Raw genomic sequence first — 15,620 nt, 5'->3', positions numbered from 1 at the left:
TGCCATCCGGGCCGGCGGGCGACCGCCCCCTCGGCCGGCGGGGCGGGGCTCAGGCCGGGGCCGTGGCGGGGGTCTGCGCGTGCACGAGGAAGCGCAGCGACCGGGCGTCGGTGAAGCACTCCCGCATCGGCCGGACCAGGTCGCGGTGCTCCGGACTACGTTCCCACGCCTCGAAATCGGCCAGCGCCGCCCACTCGCTGGTGATCAGCCACTGCTCCGGGTCGGTGGCCGAACGGCAGACCTGGTCCACCAGGTGCCCCGGCACCCCGTCGGCGACCAGGTGCCGGATCTGCTCGTACGCGGCGAGGAACGCCGCGGTGCGGGCCGCCGGCACCCGCACCAGGAAGACCACCCGGGCCCGCTGCTGGTCGGTCATCGCCCCACTCCTCTCGCCGGCGCCGCGCCGCGCAGCACCAGGGCACTGTTGAAGCCGTCGAAGCCGCGCGCGCTGACCAGGGCGATCCGGCTCTCCGGTCGGCGGTGCGCGCGCAGGAAGTCCAGCTCGCAGCCGTCGGCCACGTCCTGCGGCCCGGCCGAGGCGGGCAGCGTGTCGTGCTGGAAGGCGAGCAGCGCGGTCGCCACGTCCACCGCCGAGCCGCCCTGGTGGGCCCGGCCGGTGAGCGGCTTCTGCGTGGTCACCGGGGGTGGACGAGTGCCGAAGACGGTGCGCAGCGCGGCGGCCTCGGTGCGGTCGTAGCGGGGCACGCCGAGGGCGTCGGGCAGCACCACGTCAACCTCGGCCGCGTCGACACCGGCCCGGTCCAGGGCCAGTCGCATGGCGCGGGCGTACTGCCGGGGGTCGCCGGCGCTGTCCGATCCGGTGTGGACGCCGTCGTGGGTGGCGCCCCAGCCAGCCACCTCCCCGTAGACCCGGGCGCCGCGGGCGAGCGCGCGCCCCAGTTCCTCCACCACGAAGACCGCGCCGCCCTCGGCGGGCAGGTAGCCGCTGGCGGCGGCGTCGAACGGCCGGTACGCCCGCTCCGGGTCGGCGACGTCGCTGAGCAGCCCCGAGCGCAGCTGGCAGGCCAGGGCGTACGGGCTCAGCGGGCACTCGGTCGCCCCGGCGATCACCACCGGGGTGCCCCGGCGGATGGTCCGCACCGCGTGCGCCAGGCTGTCCAGGCCACCGGCGGACTCGGCGGCCAGCACCCCGCAGGGCCCCTTGAACTGGTGGTGGATGGAGAGCTGCCCGACGCTGGCCGCGTAGAACCAGGCGATCGACTGGTACGCCCCGACGGTCCGCGCCGGCGAACCCCAGAGCCGTTGCAGTTCCCGCTGCCCGAACAGGTTCCCGCCGGAGGAACTGGCCAGGGTGACCGCCCAGCCGTACGGGTCGGGGGCCCGCTCGGGCAGCCCGGCGTCGGCCAGCGCCAGCCGGGTGGCGGCGAACGCCAGGTGCGTCCACCGGTCGGTCTGCACCAGCCGCCGGTTGTCGGCGTACGCGGCGGCGTCGAAGCCGGGCACCTCGCCGCCGTGCCGGGTGGGATAGCCGGCCGGGTCGAAGAGGGTGAGCGGACCGGTCCGGCGGGTGCCGGCCAGCACGGTCCGCCAGTGCGCGTCCGCGCCGACGCCGCTCGGCGCCACCACGCCGATACCGGTGATCACGGCGCGGGCGGTCACGCCGGCACCGTCCGGGGCAGCCGGCGGAACACCATGGCGGACTGGAAGCCACCGAAGCCGCTGCCGACCGAGAGCGCCACGTCCACCGGCAGCTCGCGTGCCTCGGTCGGCACGTAGTCCAGGTCGCACTCCGGGTCCCGGGTGGCCCAGTTGGCCGTCGGCGGCACCACGCCGAACTCGATGGCCAGCGCGCAGGCCGCCATCTCGATCGAGCCGATCGCGCCGAGCGAGTGCCCCACCATCGACTTGATCGAGCTGACCGGCACCCGGTACGCGGCCTCGCCGAGCGCCCGCTTGAACGCCGCCGTCTCGTGCCGGTCGTTCTGCCGGGTGCCGGAGCCGTGCGCGCTGACGTACGACACGTCGGCCGGAACGAGCCGGGCCTGGCGCAGCGCGGCGGTGATGGCCAGCGCCATCTCCACCCCGTCGGGCCGCAGCCCGGTCATGTGGAAGCCGTTGCTGCGGCTGGCGTAGCCGGCGACCTCGCAGTAGACGTGCGCGCCACGCCGCCGGGCGTGCCCGGCCTCCTCCAGCACCAGCACCGCCGCGCCCTCGGCGAGCACGAAGCCCTGCCGGTCGGCGTCGAACGGCCGGGAGGCGTGCGCCGGGTCGTCGTTGTCGGGGCTGGTCGCCTTGATCGCGTCGAAGGAGGCCACGGTGACCGGGGAGATCGGCGAGTCCGCCGCCCCGGCCAGCACCACGTCCGCCTCGCCGTCGACGATCAGCTGGTGGGCGTACCCGATGGCGTCGATACCGGAGGTGCAACCGGTGGAGACCACCTGGGCCGGGCCGTGCAGGCCGTGCCGGCAGGCCACGTCCGCGGCCAGGCTGCTGGGCACCAGCGCCTGGTAGAGGTACGGGCCGCCACGGGCGTGGTCGACCAGCCAGCGGCGGCCGGTGTCGCTGACGGTGACGTACTCCTGCTCCAGCGCCATGGTGCCGCCGACGGCGGTGCCGAGCACCACCCCGGCGTGGTCCCGCTCGGCCTCGGTGAGCTCCAGCCCGGCGTCGGCGACCGCCTCGGCGGCGCAGGCCAGCGCGAACTGCACGTACCGGTCGGCGCGGCGTCGCTCGGTCTCGGTGAGCCCGGCGGCGACCGGGTCGAAGTCGCACTCGGCGGCGATCCGGGACCGGAACGGCGACGGGTCGAAGAAGCTGATCCGGCGGGTCGCGGTGCGTCCCTCGGTGATCGCCTTCCAGAACCGGTCCCGGGTCACGCCGCCCGGTGCGACCACCCCGATGCCGGTCACCACCGTGCGGCGGCCGGTCACGACGCCACCTCGGTTCGCGGCTGCGGGGCTCGCAACCCCGGCTCACTCCACGCGCTCACGACCCGCCCCGCTGTTCGACCAGTTCCGTGTCGACGTGACCGAGTTCGGGCCGGGGCGCCAGCGGTCCCAGGTGGAAGACCACCTCGGCCGGCTCGTCGCCGGTGTTGCGCAGCCGGTGCCGGACGTTGACCGGGACGAGGAGCGCCTCGCCGGCCGCGAGCGGCACCGGCCGGTCGTCGAGGTCCACGGTGATCGCGCCGCGGGCCACGTAGAGGAACTCCTCGCTGTAGGGGTGGTAGTGCTCGGCGATCCGCTCCCCCGGCCGCAGCGCCGCGACCCCCATGAAGCCGGAGGTGCTGCCGACCGTCCGCGGGCCGAGCAGGACCCGCAGCTCACCGCCGCGGCGGCGGTCCGCCGGTACGTCCCGGGCGGCGACCAGCCGCAGGGTCTGCTCACTCATCGCCGGCTCCCGTCGGGTCGGCGGCCCCGGCCGGCGCACCGTCGCGGGCCAGCCGTTCGATCCGCTCCTTGATGACGGCCAGCTGCACCGCGCTGCTGGCGTTGATCCGGTCGGTCATGCCGGCGTTGTCCACCGGGGCGGTCGGCTTCATGGCGAAGTCCTGCATCCAGGTCATCCGGGTGCCGCCGGGCTCCTCGGTATAGCGCCAGTGGATCCGCATGTACTCGAACGGCCCGGTCTCCACCCGTTGCGCACGTACCTGCCGGGTCGCCGGGTCGGCGGTGCGCTCGCTGACCCAGCTCCAGGACACGCCGTTCTCGTCCGGGTGCATGGTCAGCCGGAACCGCACGGTGTCGCCGTCGCGGTCCAGGATCTCCACCCGCGCGTACTCGGTGAACAGCTCGGTCCAGCGCGCGACGTCGTTGGTGACGTCCCAGACCAGCGGCAATGGCGCCGCGATGAGCACGCTGTTCTCGGTGTGTCCGGGCGGGTCGGCGCGCCGGGCGACCAGCTCCGCCACGGCGGGGATGCTCAGCTGGGCGGCCTGTTCCGGGATCCGCACCTGCCAGCGGTCGGCGACGACGGCGGAGAGTTCCAGCAGGGCCAGCGAGTCCATGCCGAGTTCCTCCAGGGACGCCGCCGGCGCGCGGGCGGCCGCGTCGGGATCCAGTCCACAGTGCGCCACCAGGATGTCGGTGATCTCCGTGGTCAGCGGACGGCCATGGGTGACGGTCATCTGGTCCTCCTGTGTGGTCGGTCGGACGGGCCGGCGGGTTCGGCGGGGCGGGCGGGATCTCGGGCCGCCGGTGGATCGGCGGGCGGGCGGGTGGCGGGTGGCCGGGCGGCGGGCGGGCGGGCAGCCGGCGGCCCCGGGGAGGGCCGGGCGGGGGGACCCGCCGGCTGGTGCGGGTCCCGGCCGGCCAGCAGCCGGTCGACCAGGCCGGTCGAGTAGCGCCCCTTGCGGAAGCCGGGGTCGTCGAGCACCCGCCGGACGAACGGGATGGTGGTGCACACCCCGGGCCCGGCGACGTCGAACTCGTCGAGGGCGCGTTCCAGTCGGTTCAGGGCCAGCTCCCGGTCCGGCGCCCAGACCGCCACCTTGGCCAGCAGCGAGTCGTAGTACGGGCCGACCAGGTAGCCGGGGTGGCCGTGGGTGTCGACCCGGGTGAACGGGCCACCGGGCGGGAGGAACCGCTCCAACCGGCCGGGGGTGGGGGCGAAGTCGCGGTCCGGGTCCTCCACGTTGACCCGGCACTCGACCGCCACCCCGTGCGCGCGGACGTCCTCCTGCCGCAGCCGCAGCGGCACCCCGGCGGCGATGTGCAGCTGCTCGTGCACCAGGTCGATCCCGGTGATCATCTCGGTGACCGGATGCTCCACCTGGATCCGGCAGTTGATCTCCAGGAAGTGGAACCGCTCCTCGGCGTCGACCAGGAACTCGACCGTGCCGGCGCCGGTGAAGCCGACGTCGAGGACGCCGCGCAGGGCGGCCACCGCGATGGCCTCCAGGGTGGCCGCGGAGAGCGCCGGCGCCGGGGCCTCCTCGACCAGCTTCTGGTGCCGCCGCTGTACCGAGCAGTCCCGGGTGCCCAGGTGCACGCCGTTGCCGTGCTGGTCGCAGAGCACCTGCACCTCGACGTGCCGGGCGTCGGTGAGGTACCGCTCGACGTACACCCGGTCGTCACCGAAGGCGGCCTGCGCGGCGGCCCGGGTGCGCGCGTACGCCCGGGGCAGCTCCGCCGGCGTCCGGACCACCGTCATGCCCCGCCCGCCGCCACCGGCCGCGGCCTTGACGATCACCGGGTAACCGATCTCGGCGGCCACCGCCGCCGCCGCGGCCGCCGTCGGCACGGGTTGCACGCTGCCCGGCGGCAGCGGCAGCCCGGCCCGCCGCATGAGCGCGCGGGCGGAGGACTTGTCGGCCAGGTCGGCCATCACCCGCGGCGGCGGGCCGATTAAGGTCAGCCCGTTCTGCGCGCAGATCTCGGCGAAGTCGGCGTCCTCGGAGAGGAACCCGTAGCCGGGGTGCACCGCCTGCGCGCCGACCTGCCGGGCCGCCTCCACGATCGCGGCGGCGTTGAGGTAGCTACGCCGGCTCTGCGGGGGTCCGATCCGGACGGCCTCGTCGGCGAGGCGGACCGGCGTCGAGTCGGCGTCCGCGGTGGAGTAGACGATCGCGGTGCGCACCCCCAGCTCGCGGCAGGCGCGCAGCACCCGCAGGGCGATCTCGCCCCGGTTGGCGATCAGCACCTTCTCGAACATCGCCACCACCTCAGGCCGGATCCAGGGCGACCAGCGGCTCGTCGTACTCCACCGGCTGGCCGTCGTCGGCCAGCACCTCGACCACCCGCCCGGCCCGGTCGGCGGTTACCTCGTTCATCAGCTTCATCGCCTCGACGATGCCGACCACCTGGCCCGGCCGGACCAGGTCGCCGACGGCGACGAAGGGCGCGGCGCCGGGCTCCGGGGCGCGGTAGAAGGTGCCGACGATCGGCGAGCGCACCGTGCTGCGGGCGGGCGCGTCCGCGCCGTCCGCCGGCGCGTGCGTCCCGGCGGCCGGGGCGGGCGCCGTCCGGGGCGGCTGCGGTGGCGCGGCGGCCGGGGCGGTTGTGCCGTGCCACTCCACCTCCAGCACGGTCTGCCCGCTGCGCAGCCGGACCCGGCGCACCGGTCCGGCCAGCTCGGCGACGAGCTGCCGGGCCTGCCGGCGCAGTCCGGCCAGCACCGCCTCCACCCCACCCGCCGCGTCCGCGCCGGCCGGCGCCGCCGGAGCGGGCGGCGGCTCGGTCCCGGCGGCTCCGGCCGGTGGCGGCCCGCCGGGCGCGGGCGGCGCGCCGGAACCGGGGGCCACCGACTCGCGCTCGGCCGGCCCGTCCGTCGCGCGCGGGCCGGGCCGGGGCAGGGGCGGGACCGCGCCGTCCGGGGCCGGTTCGGTGCGGGGCCGCGCGGCGGTCATCGGGCACCCGCCCGGACGCCGGCGGCGCCGAAGCGCCGGAACCGCTGCCGCCGCCGCCGCACCAGGGTCACCGGCGGCACCTCCAGCAGGGGCGTCAGGTTGGCCAGCAGCGCGGTCCGCAGCAGCCGGCCGGCCGCCTCCGGATCGTCCGGCGCCCCGGCCGCCGGCTCCGGCACCACCTCGTCGACCACGCCGAGCCGGCACAGGTCCGGCGCGGTGAGCCGCAGCGCGCGGGCCGCCTGCGGGGCCGCCCCCCGGTCGGGCCAGAGGATCGCGGCGCAGCCCTCGGGGCTGATCACCGAGTAGACCGCGTGCCGGAGCATCAGCACCCGGTCGGCGACGGCCAGGGCCAGCGCGCCGCCGCTGCCGCCCTCCCCGGTGATCACCGCGACGACCGGGGTGGGCAGCATGGTCATCGCCAGGATGTTCTCCGCGATCGCGGCCGCCTGGCCCTGCTGCTCGGCGTCCACGCCGGGATCCGCGCCGGGGGTGTCCACCAGGGTCACCACGGGCAGGCCGAGCCGGGCGGCGAGCCGCATCAGCCGCAGCGCCTTGCGGTGCCCGGCCGGGCTGGCCATGCCGAAGTTGCGGGCGACCAGTTCGGCGGTGGTGTGCCCCTTCTGGTGGCCGATCACCATGACCGGCCGGCCGTCCAGCCGGGCCAGGCCGCCGACCACCGCCGGGCAGTCCCCGCCGAGCCGGTCGCCGTGCAGCTCCACGAAGTCGTCGAACGCCGACTCGAGATAGTCCAGAGTGGTGGGCCGGCCCGGGTGCCGGGCGGCGCGTACGGTCGCCCAGGCGTCGGCGGCCGGGTCGCCGTCGGTGGTCGCCGCGGGCAGCGCGCCGGTGCCGGCCGGCGTCGCGCCGGCGGGTGGCGGCGCCGGCCGGGGCACCTCCGCCCGCGCGTCGGGCCGGTGGCCGGCCCGGGCCGCGGCGAGCAGCGCGACCAGCCGGCCCCGCAGGGCGCGCCGGGGCACCACCATGTCCACCTGCCCGTGCCGGAGCAGGAAGTCGGCGGTCTGGAAGCCGTCGGGCAGGGCCCGCCCGGTCACCTGGCGGATCACCCGGGGGCCGGCGAAGCCCATCCGGGCGCCGCTCTCGGCGATCACCACGTCGGTGTTGGTGGCGAACGACGCCGCCACTCCCCCGTACGTCGGGTCGGTGAGGACGCTGACCGTGAGCAGGCCGGTCTCCCGGAGCGCGGCGACGGCCTGGCTGACCGTGGCCATCTGCATCAGCGACAGCGCGCCCTCCTGCATCCGCGCCCCGCCGGAGGCGGTGACCAGGACCAGCGGGACCCGGTCGGCCAGCGCCCGCTCGGCGGCGCGGGTGATCAGCTCGCCGACCGCGCAGCCGAGGCTGCCGCCGAGGAAGCGGAAGTCCATCACGGCGAGCGCGCAGGGGTGCCGGCCGATGGTCGCGGTGCCGCAGACGACCGCCTCGGCCAGTCCGGTGCCGGCCCGGGCGGCGGTGAGCCGGTGCGGGTACGGCAGCACGTCGACGAAGCCGATCGGGTCCACCACGGCCGGGGCGTCCGGCAGCGCGGCGAACGAGCCCGGGTCGACCAGCTGGCGCAGCCGTTCGGGTGCGCCGAGCCGGGCGTGCGTGCCGCACTCGGGGCAGACGTCGAGGTTGCGGTGCAGCCGCTTGCGGTACAGCAGGGTGGCGCAGCCGGCGCAGCGGGACCAGAGCTGCCCCTCCCGAGGGGCGGTGGCGGTCACGACGGCCGTCCGGCGGGCGCGGCGTCGAAGCGGTAGAAGCAGCGGGCCATCGCGTCCCGCGGCGACCGCCAGTCCGGCAGGTACGGCGAGATGTACGGCCGCAGCCGTGCGCTGACCCGCTCGAACTCGGGGTGCCCCCGGGCCGTCTCCACCGCCCCGTCGCCCGGCAGCTCGGTCTCCAGCAGGTGCACGTAGAGGTCGTGCAGCCGGTACAGCGACCGGTGCCGGACCCCGACCAGGCGGGGCAGCTCGGTCGCGTCGGACTCGGCGAAGATCTCGGCGACCTGCGCCTCCGCGGTCGGGACCACCTTCGCGACGATGAGCGAACGGTCCATGGATGGCCTCCCCCCACGGCGCCCGGCGTCCGGTGACACCGGCGCCGGACGCGCCGGACGACTGCCGACACGATGCGCGGGAGACCGTCACCCGGCCGTCACCGGGCACCGCCGCCCGGCGACGCGACTCGGTGACGGTGCGTTGACGCAAGCTGTGTATCGGCTGTTTTTCCGCTGACCGTCACGTCATCACGCCGTCGCGTCTTCGCAGTTCAGAGCGGTTCTCACGGTCGGCGTCGGGGCGTCGCCAGGTCGACCAACATGTTGACCCAGCGTAACCATCATTGATAATCTTCGTCGCGGTCACCCCGGCGGGCGCCGCGCGCGCCGCCGGTGCCGCGGCGGAGCGAGCTCGACAGTGGCGTCACGGGCGGCCGCGCCGGGGACACAGCAGACAGTCGGGACGAGCGTTCTGCAGGGGGTGCCGCGTGGCCGCAGATCCGTCCGTGCCAACCGCCGGGGACCGCCCCGGCGCCGGCATCTCGCTGCACCTGCTCGGCGGCTTCCGCCTGCTGCACGCCGGCGCGCCGGTGGTCGTGCCGCGCGGCCTGCAGCGGGTCATCGCGCTGATCGGGCTCCGCCCCGGCGTCACCCGCAGCAACCTGGCCGGGCTGCTCTGGCCGGACGCGTCCGAGGAGCGGGCGCTCTCCTCGCTGCGCACCGCGCTGTGGCGGCTCCGGCAGGACCCTTGCTGCCCGCTGGACACCAGCGGCGACGCGGTACGGCTCGACCCGGTGGTCCGGGTCGACGTGGACGACCTGGTGGGCACGGCCGCCCGGGTGCGCGACGGCGACGACCCGGACACCGCCGCGGGGGCGCTCTGTGCCGGCCGGCACGACCTGCTCCCCGGCTGGTACGACGACTGGGTGCTGCTGGAGCGGGAGCGACTGCGCCAGCTGCGGCTGCACATGCTGGAACAGGTCGCCGGCCAGCACCTGGCGGCCGGCCGGCACGGCGAGGCGCTGGAGGCCGCCCTGGAGGCGATGGCCGCCGAGCCGCTGCGGGAGACCCCGCACCGGCTGGTGGTCCGTATCCACCTCGCCGAGGGCAACGCCTTCGAGGCGGTGCACGCCTTCTACGTCTACCGGGACCTGCTGCGCCGGGAGCTGCACCTGGAACCGTCGGCGGCGATGAGCGCCCTGCTCGACGACACCCTCGCGCCGATCCGGCGGGCCAGCGGCAACGCCCGGCCACGCCCCCGCCGGGATCCGGCCGGCCGGGGCGCGATCCGCTGAACCCGCCCGTCATCGCCGGCCCGACGGGCGTGACGGCCGGGTGACAGGGCGACGGGCAGGGTGGGCGGCACAGGTGTCCGTGGCCGCTCCCCGGTCGGGAGCGCCGCCGGGGAGAGGGGTCCCATGAGCCGTCTACTGATCGTCAGCAGGATCATCCCGGGCGCGGAGGGACGGGTGGCGCAGATCTTCGCCGAGTCCGACGCGACCGAACTGCCCACCCTGACCGGGGTCCGGCACCGGTCCCTGTACTGCCTGCACGACCTGTGCGTACACCTGATGGAGACCGCGGAGGTCGACCCGGACGCGCTGGCCGAGGCGCGCAACCACCCGCTCTACCGCCAGGTCAACGAGCGGCTCTCGGCGCACACCTCGCCGTACCTGCCGACCTGGCGCTCACCGCGGGACGCGATCGCCGGCTGCTTCTACCGGTGGGACGCCGCGGCGGCGCCGGCGCCCGCGCCCCGACCGGCCGGCTGAGCGGGCGGACGCGATGGCAGCCAGCGCACCGCACGTCCTGGTGATCGGCGCCGGCACCGGCGGGCTCTGCCTGGCGCACGGGCTGCGCCGGGCCGGTATCAGCGTCGCGGTCTACGAGCGGTACCGCACCCGCGGCGAGGGCCTGCTCGGCTACCGGGTCGGCATCGGCCCGACCGGCAGCCGGGCGCTGCGCGAGTGCCTGCCGCCGGAGCTGTTCGACATCTACCTCGCCACCTGCGCCCGGTCACCGCGGTACTTCAACGTGATCAGCCAGCGCCTGCGCGAGACCGCGTCGTTCGAACTGCGCCCGGACACCGACCCGGTCGACACCGAACGGTCGGTGGCCCGGATGACGCTGCGCCAGGTCCTGCTCACCGGTATGGCGGACGTGGTGCACTTCGACAAGACCTTCACCCGCTACGAGCAGCGCGACGACGGCACCGTCACCGCGCACTTCGCCGACGGCAGCACCGCCACCGGCGACCTGCTGGTCGCCGCGGACGGCACGCACTCCGCGGTCCGCCGCCAGTACCTGCCGCACGCGGTCACCCGGGACGCCGGCACCATCAACATCGCCACCCGGATCCCGCTCACCCCGCACACCCGCGGCCTGCTCCCCGAGCGGATCCGGCAGGGCATCTCGCTGATCTTCGGCAGCGGCGGGATGATGGGAGTGCTGCACGTGATGGAGTTCAAGTGGGACCGCGACGGCGCCGTGAAGCCGGGCGTCAGCGCGGCCGAGGCCGCGGTGCTGGAGCGCTGGCCGGGCCTGGCGCACGACACCACCCGCGACAACATCAACCTGGTCATCTGGAGCACCGCCCGCCGGTTCCCCGCCGACGTGATGCGCCGGCGCGGCGAGGAGCTGATCCGGCTCGCCCTGCAGCTCACCCGCGGCTGGCACCCGAACCTGCGCGAGCTGCTGGCCTGCGGCGACCCGGGCAGCGCCCTGCCGATCAGGGTGGCCACCTCCGAGCCGGTGCCGCCGTGGAAGAGCAGCACCGTCACGCTGCTCGGCGACGCCATCCACACGATGACCCCCGGTCGCGGGGTGGGCGCGAACACCGCCCTGCGCGACGCCGCCCTGCTCTGCCGGCAGCTCCGGCTGGCCGCCGCCGGCGACAAGACGCTGGTGCAGGCGGTGGCCGACTACGAGACGGTGATGGTGCCGTACGGGTTCGCCCGGGTCGCCGACTCACTCAACCGCAGCGGCACCAACGGCGACGACCGGATGTACCACCCGGTGTTCGGCCGGCTCGCGCTGCTCGGGGCCCGGGGCTACTTCACGGTCACCAGCCGGGTGCCGCGGCTGCGGCGGAAGTTCGTCGACGACTTCTACACCTACCGGGGCGAGGAGGACTGATCGACCGTCCCGTCACGACCCCGGTGTCCGGCGGCACCGGGGGCGTCGCCTGCCGGGGCCGCGGGCCCCGGGCGGGCCGGCCGCCACCGTCCGTCGCCTGCCGGGCACCGCCGGTGCGGCCCGTCCCACCGGCGCGGCCGGTTGCCGAGCCTCCCTGTCGGCCGGATCGCGCGTGTGCGAAGCTGCGGCGAGTTTTTCTCGCGAGTTTCCGACGTGAACGAGAGGGAGGTTTGCCGTGGCGTGGTCTTTCGGGCACTGGCTGATACTGATCGTGGCTCTGCTGGTGGGCCTGGCCGCCGGCTGGGTGCTGCGTGACCGGCGCGACGCAGCGGCCGCCGGCTCGACCAGGGTGGACGGTGCCGCCGGCATGACGGCCGTGGTGGCCGACCCGGCCCCCGCCGCCACCACCGAAACGGTACGGCCCGAGGCCACCGTCGACCCGGCCCCGGCCGCGGTCGCCGAGCAGCCCGGGCCGGTCGACACCGTACCGGCCCAGCCCGGGCCGGCCGCCCCCGCGGCCGACACCGCCGACCCGGCGGACATGGCCCTCACCGACGCCCCGGCCGCGCCGTCCACGCTCGATCCGGAGCCGGAGCGGGCCGCCGCCGGCGAGCCGGCCGAGGCCGACGCGGCCCTGGTCACCGAGTTGGCCGCCGGCGATGGCGAGGGCGGGCCCGAGGAGGACGTGCCGACGAGCGTGGCCGACGCCGACGAGTCGAGCGTCGACGAGCCGGCCGTGGTCGCGCAGCGCCCGGCGCCGGCCGCGGAGCGGACCGAGGAGCCCGAGGCCGCCGCCCCGACCCGGGCGCCCGAGGTTGCCGAGCCCGTCGCGGCCGAGCCGCCGGCGCGGCCGGCCGTCGCCACGCCGCCGGTGCGGCCGGTGCCCGCGCCCGCGCCGGCCGAGGAGGCCGCCGCCGAGCCGGCCGACGACTTCCGCCGCATCCAGGGGGTCGGGCCGAAGATGGCGGCGGCGTTGCAGGCCGCCGGCATCCGGACCTACCGGCAGCTGGGCGAGCTGGACGAGGCGGCGCTGCGGGACCTCATCCGGGCCGCCGGGCTGCGCGCCGCACCCGGCCTGGCCACCTGGCCGCAGCAGGCCAAGGTGCTCGCCGGTGCGCCGGAGGCGGCCGCCGCGCTGCCGGCGGGCGGGGACGACGCCTGACCGGTCGCGGCCCGGCGGTCGACGAACCGACCGCCGGGCCGCGACCGGCGCGAACCCTCACCGGGTCGCGCGGCCGGCGCGGAAAAGCCGCGTACCGGTGCATGGTGGACCGGACGTCGTTACCGTCGGGGCAGGGCCGGACGGCCCGCCGAGCCGATCCCCGCCAGGAGCCGCCCGTGCAGGACCCGAGGCCGGAGCCTGCCCCGCGCCGGGACGATCCCCCGGTACGCGACCCGGAGGCCCCCCGGCGGGTGACCCTGCTGGAGCTCTTCTTCGACCTCGTCTACGTGGTCGCGCTCGCCCTCATCTCCCGGGGCCTCGTCGAGGAGCTGGACTGGCACCGGGCCGGGCAGGCGCTGATCATGCTGGGCGCGCTGTGGTGGACGTGGGCGATCACCACCCTGGTCACCGACCTCTACGATCCGGAACGCGCCGAGATCAAGCTGCTGGTCGCCGCGGTGATGTTCGGCGCGCTGCTGATGACCACCGCCATCCCGGAGGCGTTCGACGCCCGGGGGCTCGTCTTCGCCGGCACGTACGTGGCGATCCACCTCGGCCGCGGCCTGTTCCTCATGCCGGCGGTCCGGCGGCACCGGCAGACCCAGCGCCGGACCGCCCGCATCTTCACCTGGTTCGCCGTCTCGGCGGTGCCGTGGATCGCCGGCGCCTTCGTCTCCGGGGACGGCCGGATGGCGTTGTGGGCGCTCGCCCTGGCCATCGACTACGTCGGCTTCCGGCTGGCCTACCCGGTGCCCGGACTGGGCGCGGTGCCCGAGTCCCTGCGCAGCGTCACCGCCGAGCACCTCTCCGAGCGCTACCAGCAGTTCTTCATCATCGCCCTCGGCGACGCGATCCTGACCATCGGCACCATGTTCAGCCTGGACCACTCCGAGGCGGAGAACATCGCCGGGTTCGCGATCGCGTTCAGCACCACCCTGCTGCTCTGGCGGATCTACGTGCACAAGTCCGGCGAGCTGCTGCCGCTGGCCATCTCCGCCGCCCGGGCGCCGAGCAAGTTCCTCAACACCGCCCCGTACACGCACCTGCTGATGGTCGCCGGGGTGGTGACCACCGCCGCCGGGTTCGACCTCGTGCTGCACCACCCGGAAGGCCGGGCGCCACCGGCCTGGGCGGCGGTCATCCTCGGCGGCCCGGCGCTGTTCCTGCTCGGGCGCGCCGCGTTCGAGTACGAGGTGTTCAGCCGGGTCTCGCTGTCCCGCCCCGGCGGGCTGCTCGCCCTGCTCACCGCCGCGCCGGCCGCGCTGTTCCTGCCGCCGTGGTTCGCCGCCCTCGCCGCCATGGCCGTGCTCCTCGGGGTGGCGGTGGCCGATGCCCGGCGCAGCCGGGGCAAGCCGCCGGAGGCGCCCGCCCCGCCGCACTGACCCCGCCCGGTCGCGGCCGTTCAGGCCGCCCCGGCCAGCAGCCGGCCGGCGTCCGGCACGTACGGCGGCAGGTCCAGCGCGGTCAGCAACTGGTGCACGGTGGCGGTGGCCGCGGTCAGCACCGGACGGCCGATCCGCGCCTCGACCCGCGGCACCGCGGCCAGCGAGGGCATCTGCACGCACGCCGAGAGCACCACCGCGTCGACCGCGCCCACGTCCAGCCGGTCGGCCAGGGCGACCAGGCGCTCGGCCGGGATCCGGCCGACCGCCAGGTTGTCCGGCTCGGCCAGGCTCACCGCCTCGGTCACCGTCACGCCGTACCCGCCGAGGTAGTCGGCCACCTTGGCGGTGAGCGGGGGCAGGTAGGGCGCGATCAGCGCCACCCGCCGCGCGCCCAACGCCCGTAGCCCGGCCACCAGCGCGCCGGCACTGGTCACCACCGGCATGCCGTGCCCCGCCCGGGCCGCCGCCCGGCCCAACCGCGCGCCGGTCCGCTCGTACGCGCCGGCGCCGTCGTTCATCACCGCCACCAGGCAGGCGTACGCGAGCACGTCGCAGCGGGCGTCGGCCAACTCCTCGACGCACCGGTCGCTGGCGGCGTTCATCCGGGCCAGTTCCTCGGGCGTGACCCGGTGCAGCCGGACGCGGCTGGCGTGGGTGGTGAAGCTGACCGTCGGGTCGACGGCCTCGCGGCGGCGCAGCATCGCCGGGATCTCGGTCTCCATAGTGGTGTTCGAACTGGGCACCACGAGACCGATCCGGCGGGTCACACCAGCGCCCCGGCGTACGCGCGGACCCGCAACCGCTGCCCGGCGGTGGCGCCGAGCCGCACCTGGAGCCCGAGCGGCGTGGCCGCCCGGCGTACCTCGTCGACGTGCAGCGACCCGTGCCGGTCCACGGTGAGCACCGGCGGCTCCTCCGGGTCGCCGCCGGGGGCGTGGAACGACAGCAGGGTCACCGAGGTGGGCAGGTGCCCCGGGTACGCGGCCCGGGCCGCCGCCTCGTCCCGGTGGGCGAGGACGACCAGGTCGTCGAGGGGGGCGAAGTCCGCGGCGATGCCCTCGGCCCGCCAGTGCGCGGGCTCCTCGTCGGCGCCGGTCAGGTGCCGGGACCGGTTCGCCGAGGTGATGTAGAGGTGGTCGAGGCCGGTCTCCGCGACCGCCCGCTCGAAGAAGGCGTTGGACGGGCAGGCCAGCCCCGGTGCGATCACCTGGGTGGTCCGTACCCCCTGGTCGGGCTGGGTCAGGTGGTCGGGCAGCCGGGCGGCGGCCGGCCCGCGGAAGCCGAACGGGCCGGCGCCGTAGAGCGCGTCCATCAACCGGCGCACCCGCCGCTCCGGCAGCCGGTGCGGCACCAGCGACCAGTCGAACATCCCGGTGATCCGTCCGGCCGGGGCGGTGATGCTGCCGACCTGACCGGCCGGGCGGCCCTTGGCGAGGTTGACCCGGCGCACGGTGGCGGCGTCCGGCCGGGTGACGATGACGTAGAAGTTGGCGAAGGCGGCCGCGACGACCGCGCCGCCGGCCAGCGCCCGGGCCGCGGCGGCGACGTCCTCGGGATGGTCGATGAACAGGTGCGGTGTCCAGGCGCCCATGACTCCTCCTCCGCGGGGCCGTGACGCAGTTGTACGTCCGCCGG

General features: G+C 76.1%; 16 protein-coding genes. 5 read left to right on the top strand and 11 right to left on the bottom strand.

Features of this window, described 5'->3' with window-relative positions; translation table 11 throughout:
- Positions 1–49 precede the first annotated feature (49 nt).
- The 9 genes from ACVCAH_RS10815 to ACVCAH_RS10775 form a co-directional block, all read right to left on the bottom strand.
- Positions 50–376, bottom strand: a complete 327-nt coding sequence (locus tag ACVCAH_RS10815; protein ID WP_447135933.1) for an antibiotic biosynthesis monooxygenase family protein — start codon at positions 374–376, stop codon at positions 50–52.
- The gene (locus ACVCAH_RS10810; RefSeq protein WP_447135932.1) at positions 373–1,620 is read right to left on the bottom strand and encodes a beta-ketoacyl synthase N-terminal-like domain-containing protein; all 1,248 of its coding nucleotides are present in this window, start codon (positions 1,618–1,620) and stop codon (positions 373–375) included. The genes ACVCAH_RS10815 and ACVCAH_RS10810 overlap by 4 nt, the downstream gene beginning before the upstream one ends.
- Positions 1,617–2,891, bottom strand: a complete 1,275-nt coding sequence (locus ACVCAH_RS10805; protein ID WP_447135931.1) for a beta-ketoacyl-[acyl-carrier-protein] synthase family protein — start codon at positions 2,889–2,891, stop codon at positions 1,617–1,619. Before ACVCAH_RS10805 ends, ACVCAH_RS10810 begins: the two co-directional genes overlap by 4 nt.
- A gap of 55 nt (positions 2,892–2,946) precedes the next feature.
- Entirely contained in the window at positions 2,947–3,351 is a 405-nt protein-coding gene (locus ACVCAH_RS10800; RefSeq protein ID WP_447135930.1) for a cupin domain-containing protein, read from the bottom strand.
- On the bottom strand, positions 3,344–4,087 hold the full coding sequence (locus ACVCAH_RS10795) for an SRPBCC family protein (RefSeq protein WP_447135929.1): 744 nt from the start codon (positions 4,085–4,087) through the stop codon (positions 3,344–3,346). Before ACVCAH_RS10795 ends, ACVCAH_RS10800 begins: the two co-directional genes overlap by 8 nt.
- On the bottom strand, positions 4,084–5,613 hold the full coding sequence (locus ACVCAH_RS10790) for an acetyl-CoA carboxylase biotin carboxylase subunit (RefSeq protein WP_447135928.1): 1,530 nt from the start codon (positions 5,611–5,613) through the stop codon (positions 4,084–4,086). The genes ACVCAH_RS10795 and ACVCAH_RS10790 overlap by 4 nt, the downstream gene beginning before the upstream one ends.
- Positions 5,614–5,623: 10 nt before the next feature.
- A complete protein-coding gene (accB, locus tag ACVCAH_RS10785; RefSeq protein WP_447136012.1) occupies positions 5,624–6,202 on the bottom strand; it encodes an acetyl-CoA carboxylase biotin carboxyl carrier protein in 579 nt (192 codons plus the stop codon).
- A 101-nt stretch (positions 6,203–6,303) separates the two neighbouring features.
- Positions 6,304–8,028 (bottom strand): acetyl-CoA carboxylase carboxyltransferase subunit alpha, encoded by a 1,725-nt coding sequence (locus ACVCAH_RS10780; protein ID WP_447135927.1) that lies wholly within the window; start codon positions 8,026–8,028, stop codon positions 6,304–6,306.
- Positions 8,025–8,363 (bottom strand): TcmI family type II polyketide cyclase, encoded by a 339-nt coding sequence (locus ACVCAH_RS10775; protein ID WP_167189890.1) that lies wholly within the window; start codon positions 8,361–8,363, stop codon positions 8,025–8,027. The genes ACVCAH_RS10780 and ACVCAH_RS10775 overlap by 4 nt, the downstream gene beginning before the upstream one ends.
- A 428-nt stretch (positions 8,364–8,791) precedes the next feature.
- Here ACVCAH_RS10775 and ACVCAH_RS10770 point away from each other — a divergent pair, with 428 nt between their 5' ends.
- The 5 genes from ACVCAH_RS10770 to ACVCAH_RS10750 all read left to right on the top strand — a co-directional run bounded on the left by ACVCAH_RS10770 (position 8,792) and on the right by ACVCAH_RS10750 (position 13,982).
- The gene (locus ACVCAH_RS10770; RefSeq protein WP_447135926.1) at positions 8,792–9,598 is read left to right on the top strand and encodes an AfsR/SARP family transcriptional regulator; all 807 of its coding nucleotides are present in this window, start codon (positions 8,792–8,794) and stop codon (positions 9,596–9,598) included.
- Positions 9,599–9,721: 123 nt separating this feature from the next.
- A complete protein-coding gene (locus ACVCAH_RS10765; protein WP_447135925.1) occupies positions 9,722–10,075 on the top strand; it encodes a TcmI family type II polyketide cyclase in 354 nt (117 codons plus the stop codon).
- A 13-nt stretch (positions 10,076–10,088) separates the two neighbouring features.
- The gene (locus tag ACVCAH_RS10760; RefSeq protein ID WP_447135924.1) at positions 10,089–11,438 is read left to right on the top strand and encodes an FAD-dependent oxidoreductase; all 1,350 of its coding nucleotides are present in this window, start codon (positions 10,089–10,091) and stop codon (positions 11,436–11,438) included.
- A 235-nt stretch (positions 11,439–11,673) separates the two neighbouring features.
- Positions 11,674–12,600: a helix-hairpin-helix domain-containing protein gene (locus ACVCAH_RS10755; RefSeq protein ID WP_447135923.1), complete on the top strand. Its 927-nt coding sequence runs from the start codon at positions 11,674–11,676 to the stop codon at positions 12,598–12,600.
- Positions 12,601–12,776: 176 nt separating this feature from the next.
- Positions 12,777–13,982, top strand: a complete 1,206-nt coding sequence (locus ACVCAH_RS10750) for a low temperature requirement protein A (protein ID WP_447135922.1) — start codon at positions 12,777–12,779, stop codon at positions 13,980–13,982.
- Positions 13,983–14,002: 20 nt separating this feature from the next.
- Here ACVCAH_RS10750 and ACVCAH_RS10745 read toward each other — a convergent pair whose 3' ends face one another.
- Positions 14,003–14,707: a maleate cis-trans isomerase family protein gene (locus ACVCAH_RS10745; RefSeq protein ID WP_447135921.1), complete on the bottom strand. Its 705-nt coding sequence runs from the start codon at positions 14,705–14,707 to the stop codon at positions 14,003–14,005.
- 41 nt (positions 14,708–14,748) lie between these two features.
- Complete coding sequence (locus ACVCAH_RS10740; RefSeq protein ID WP_447135920.1) at positions 14,749–15,576, bottom strand: hypothetical protein; 828 nt, start codon at positions 15,574–15,576, stop codon at positions 14,749–14,751.
- Between the last annotated feature and the right edge of the window lie 44 nt (positions 15,577–15,620).

The sequence above is a fragment of the Micromonospora sp. LZ34 genome (assembly GCF_052981855.1).
This window is presented reverse-complemented; position numbering and strand designations above follow the sequence as displayed.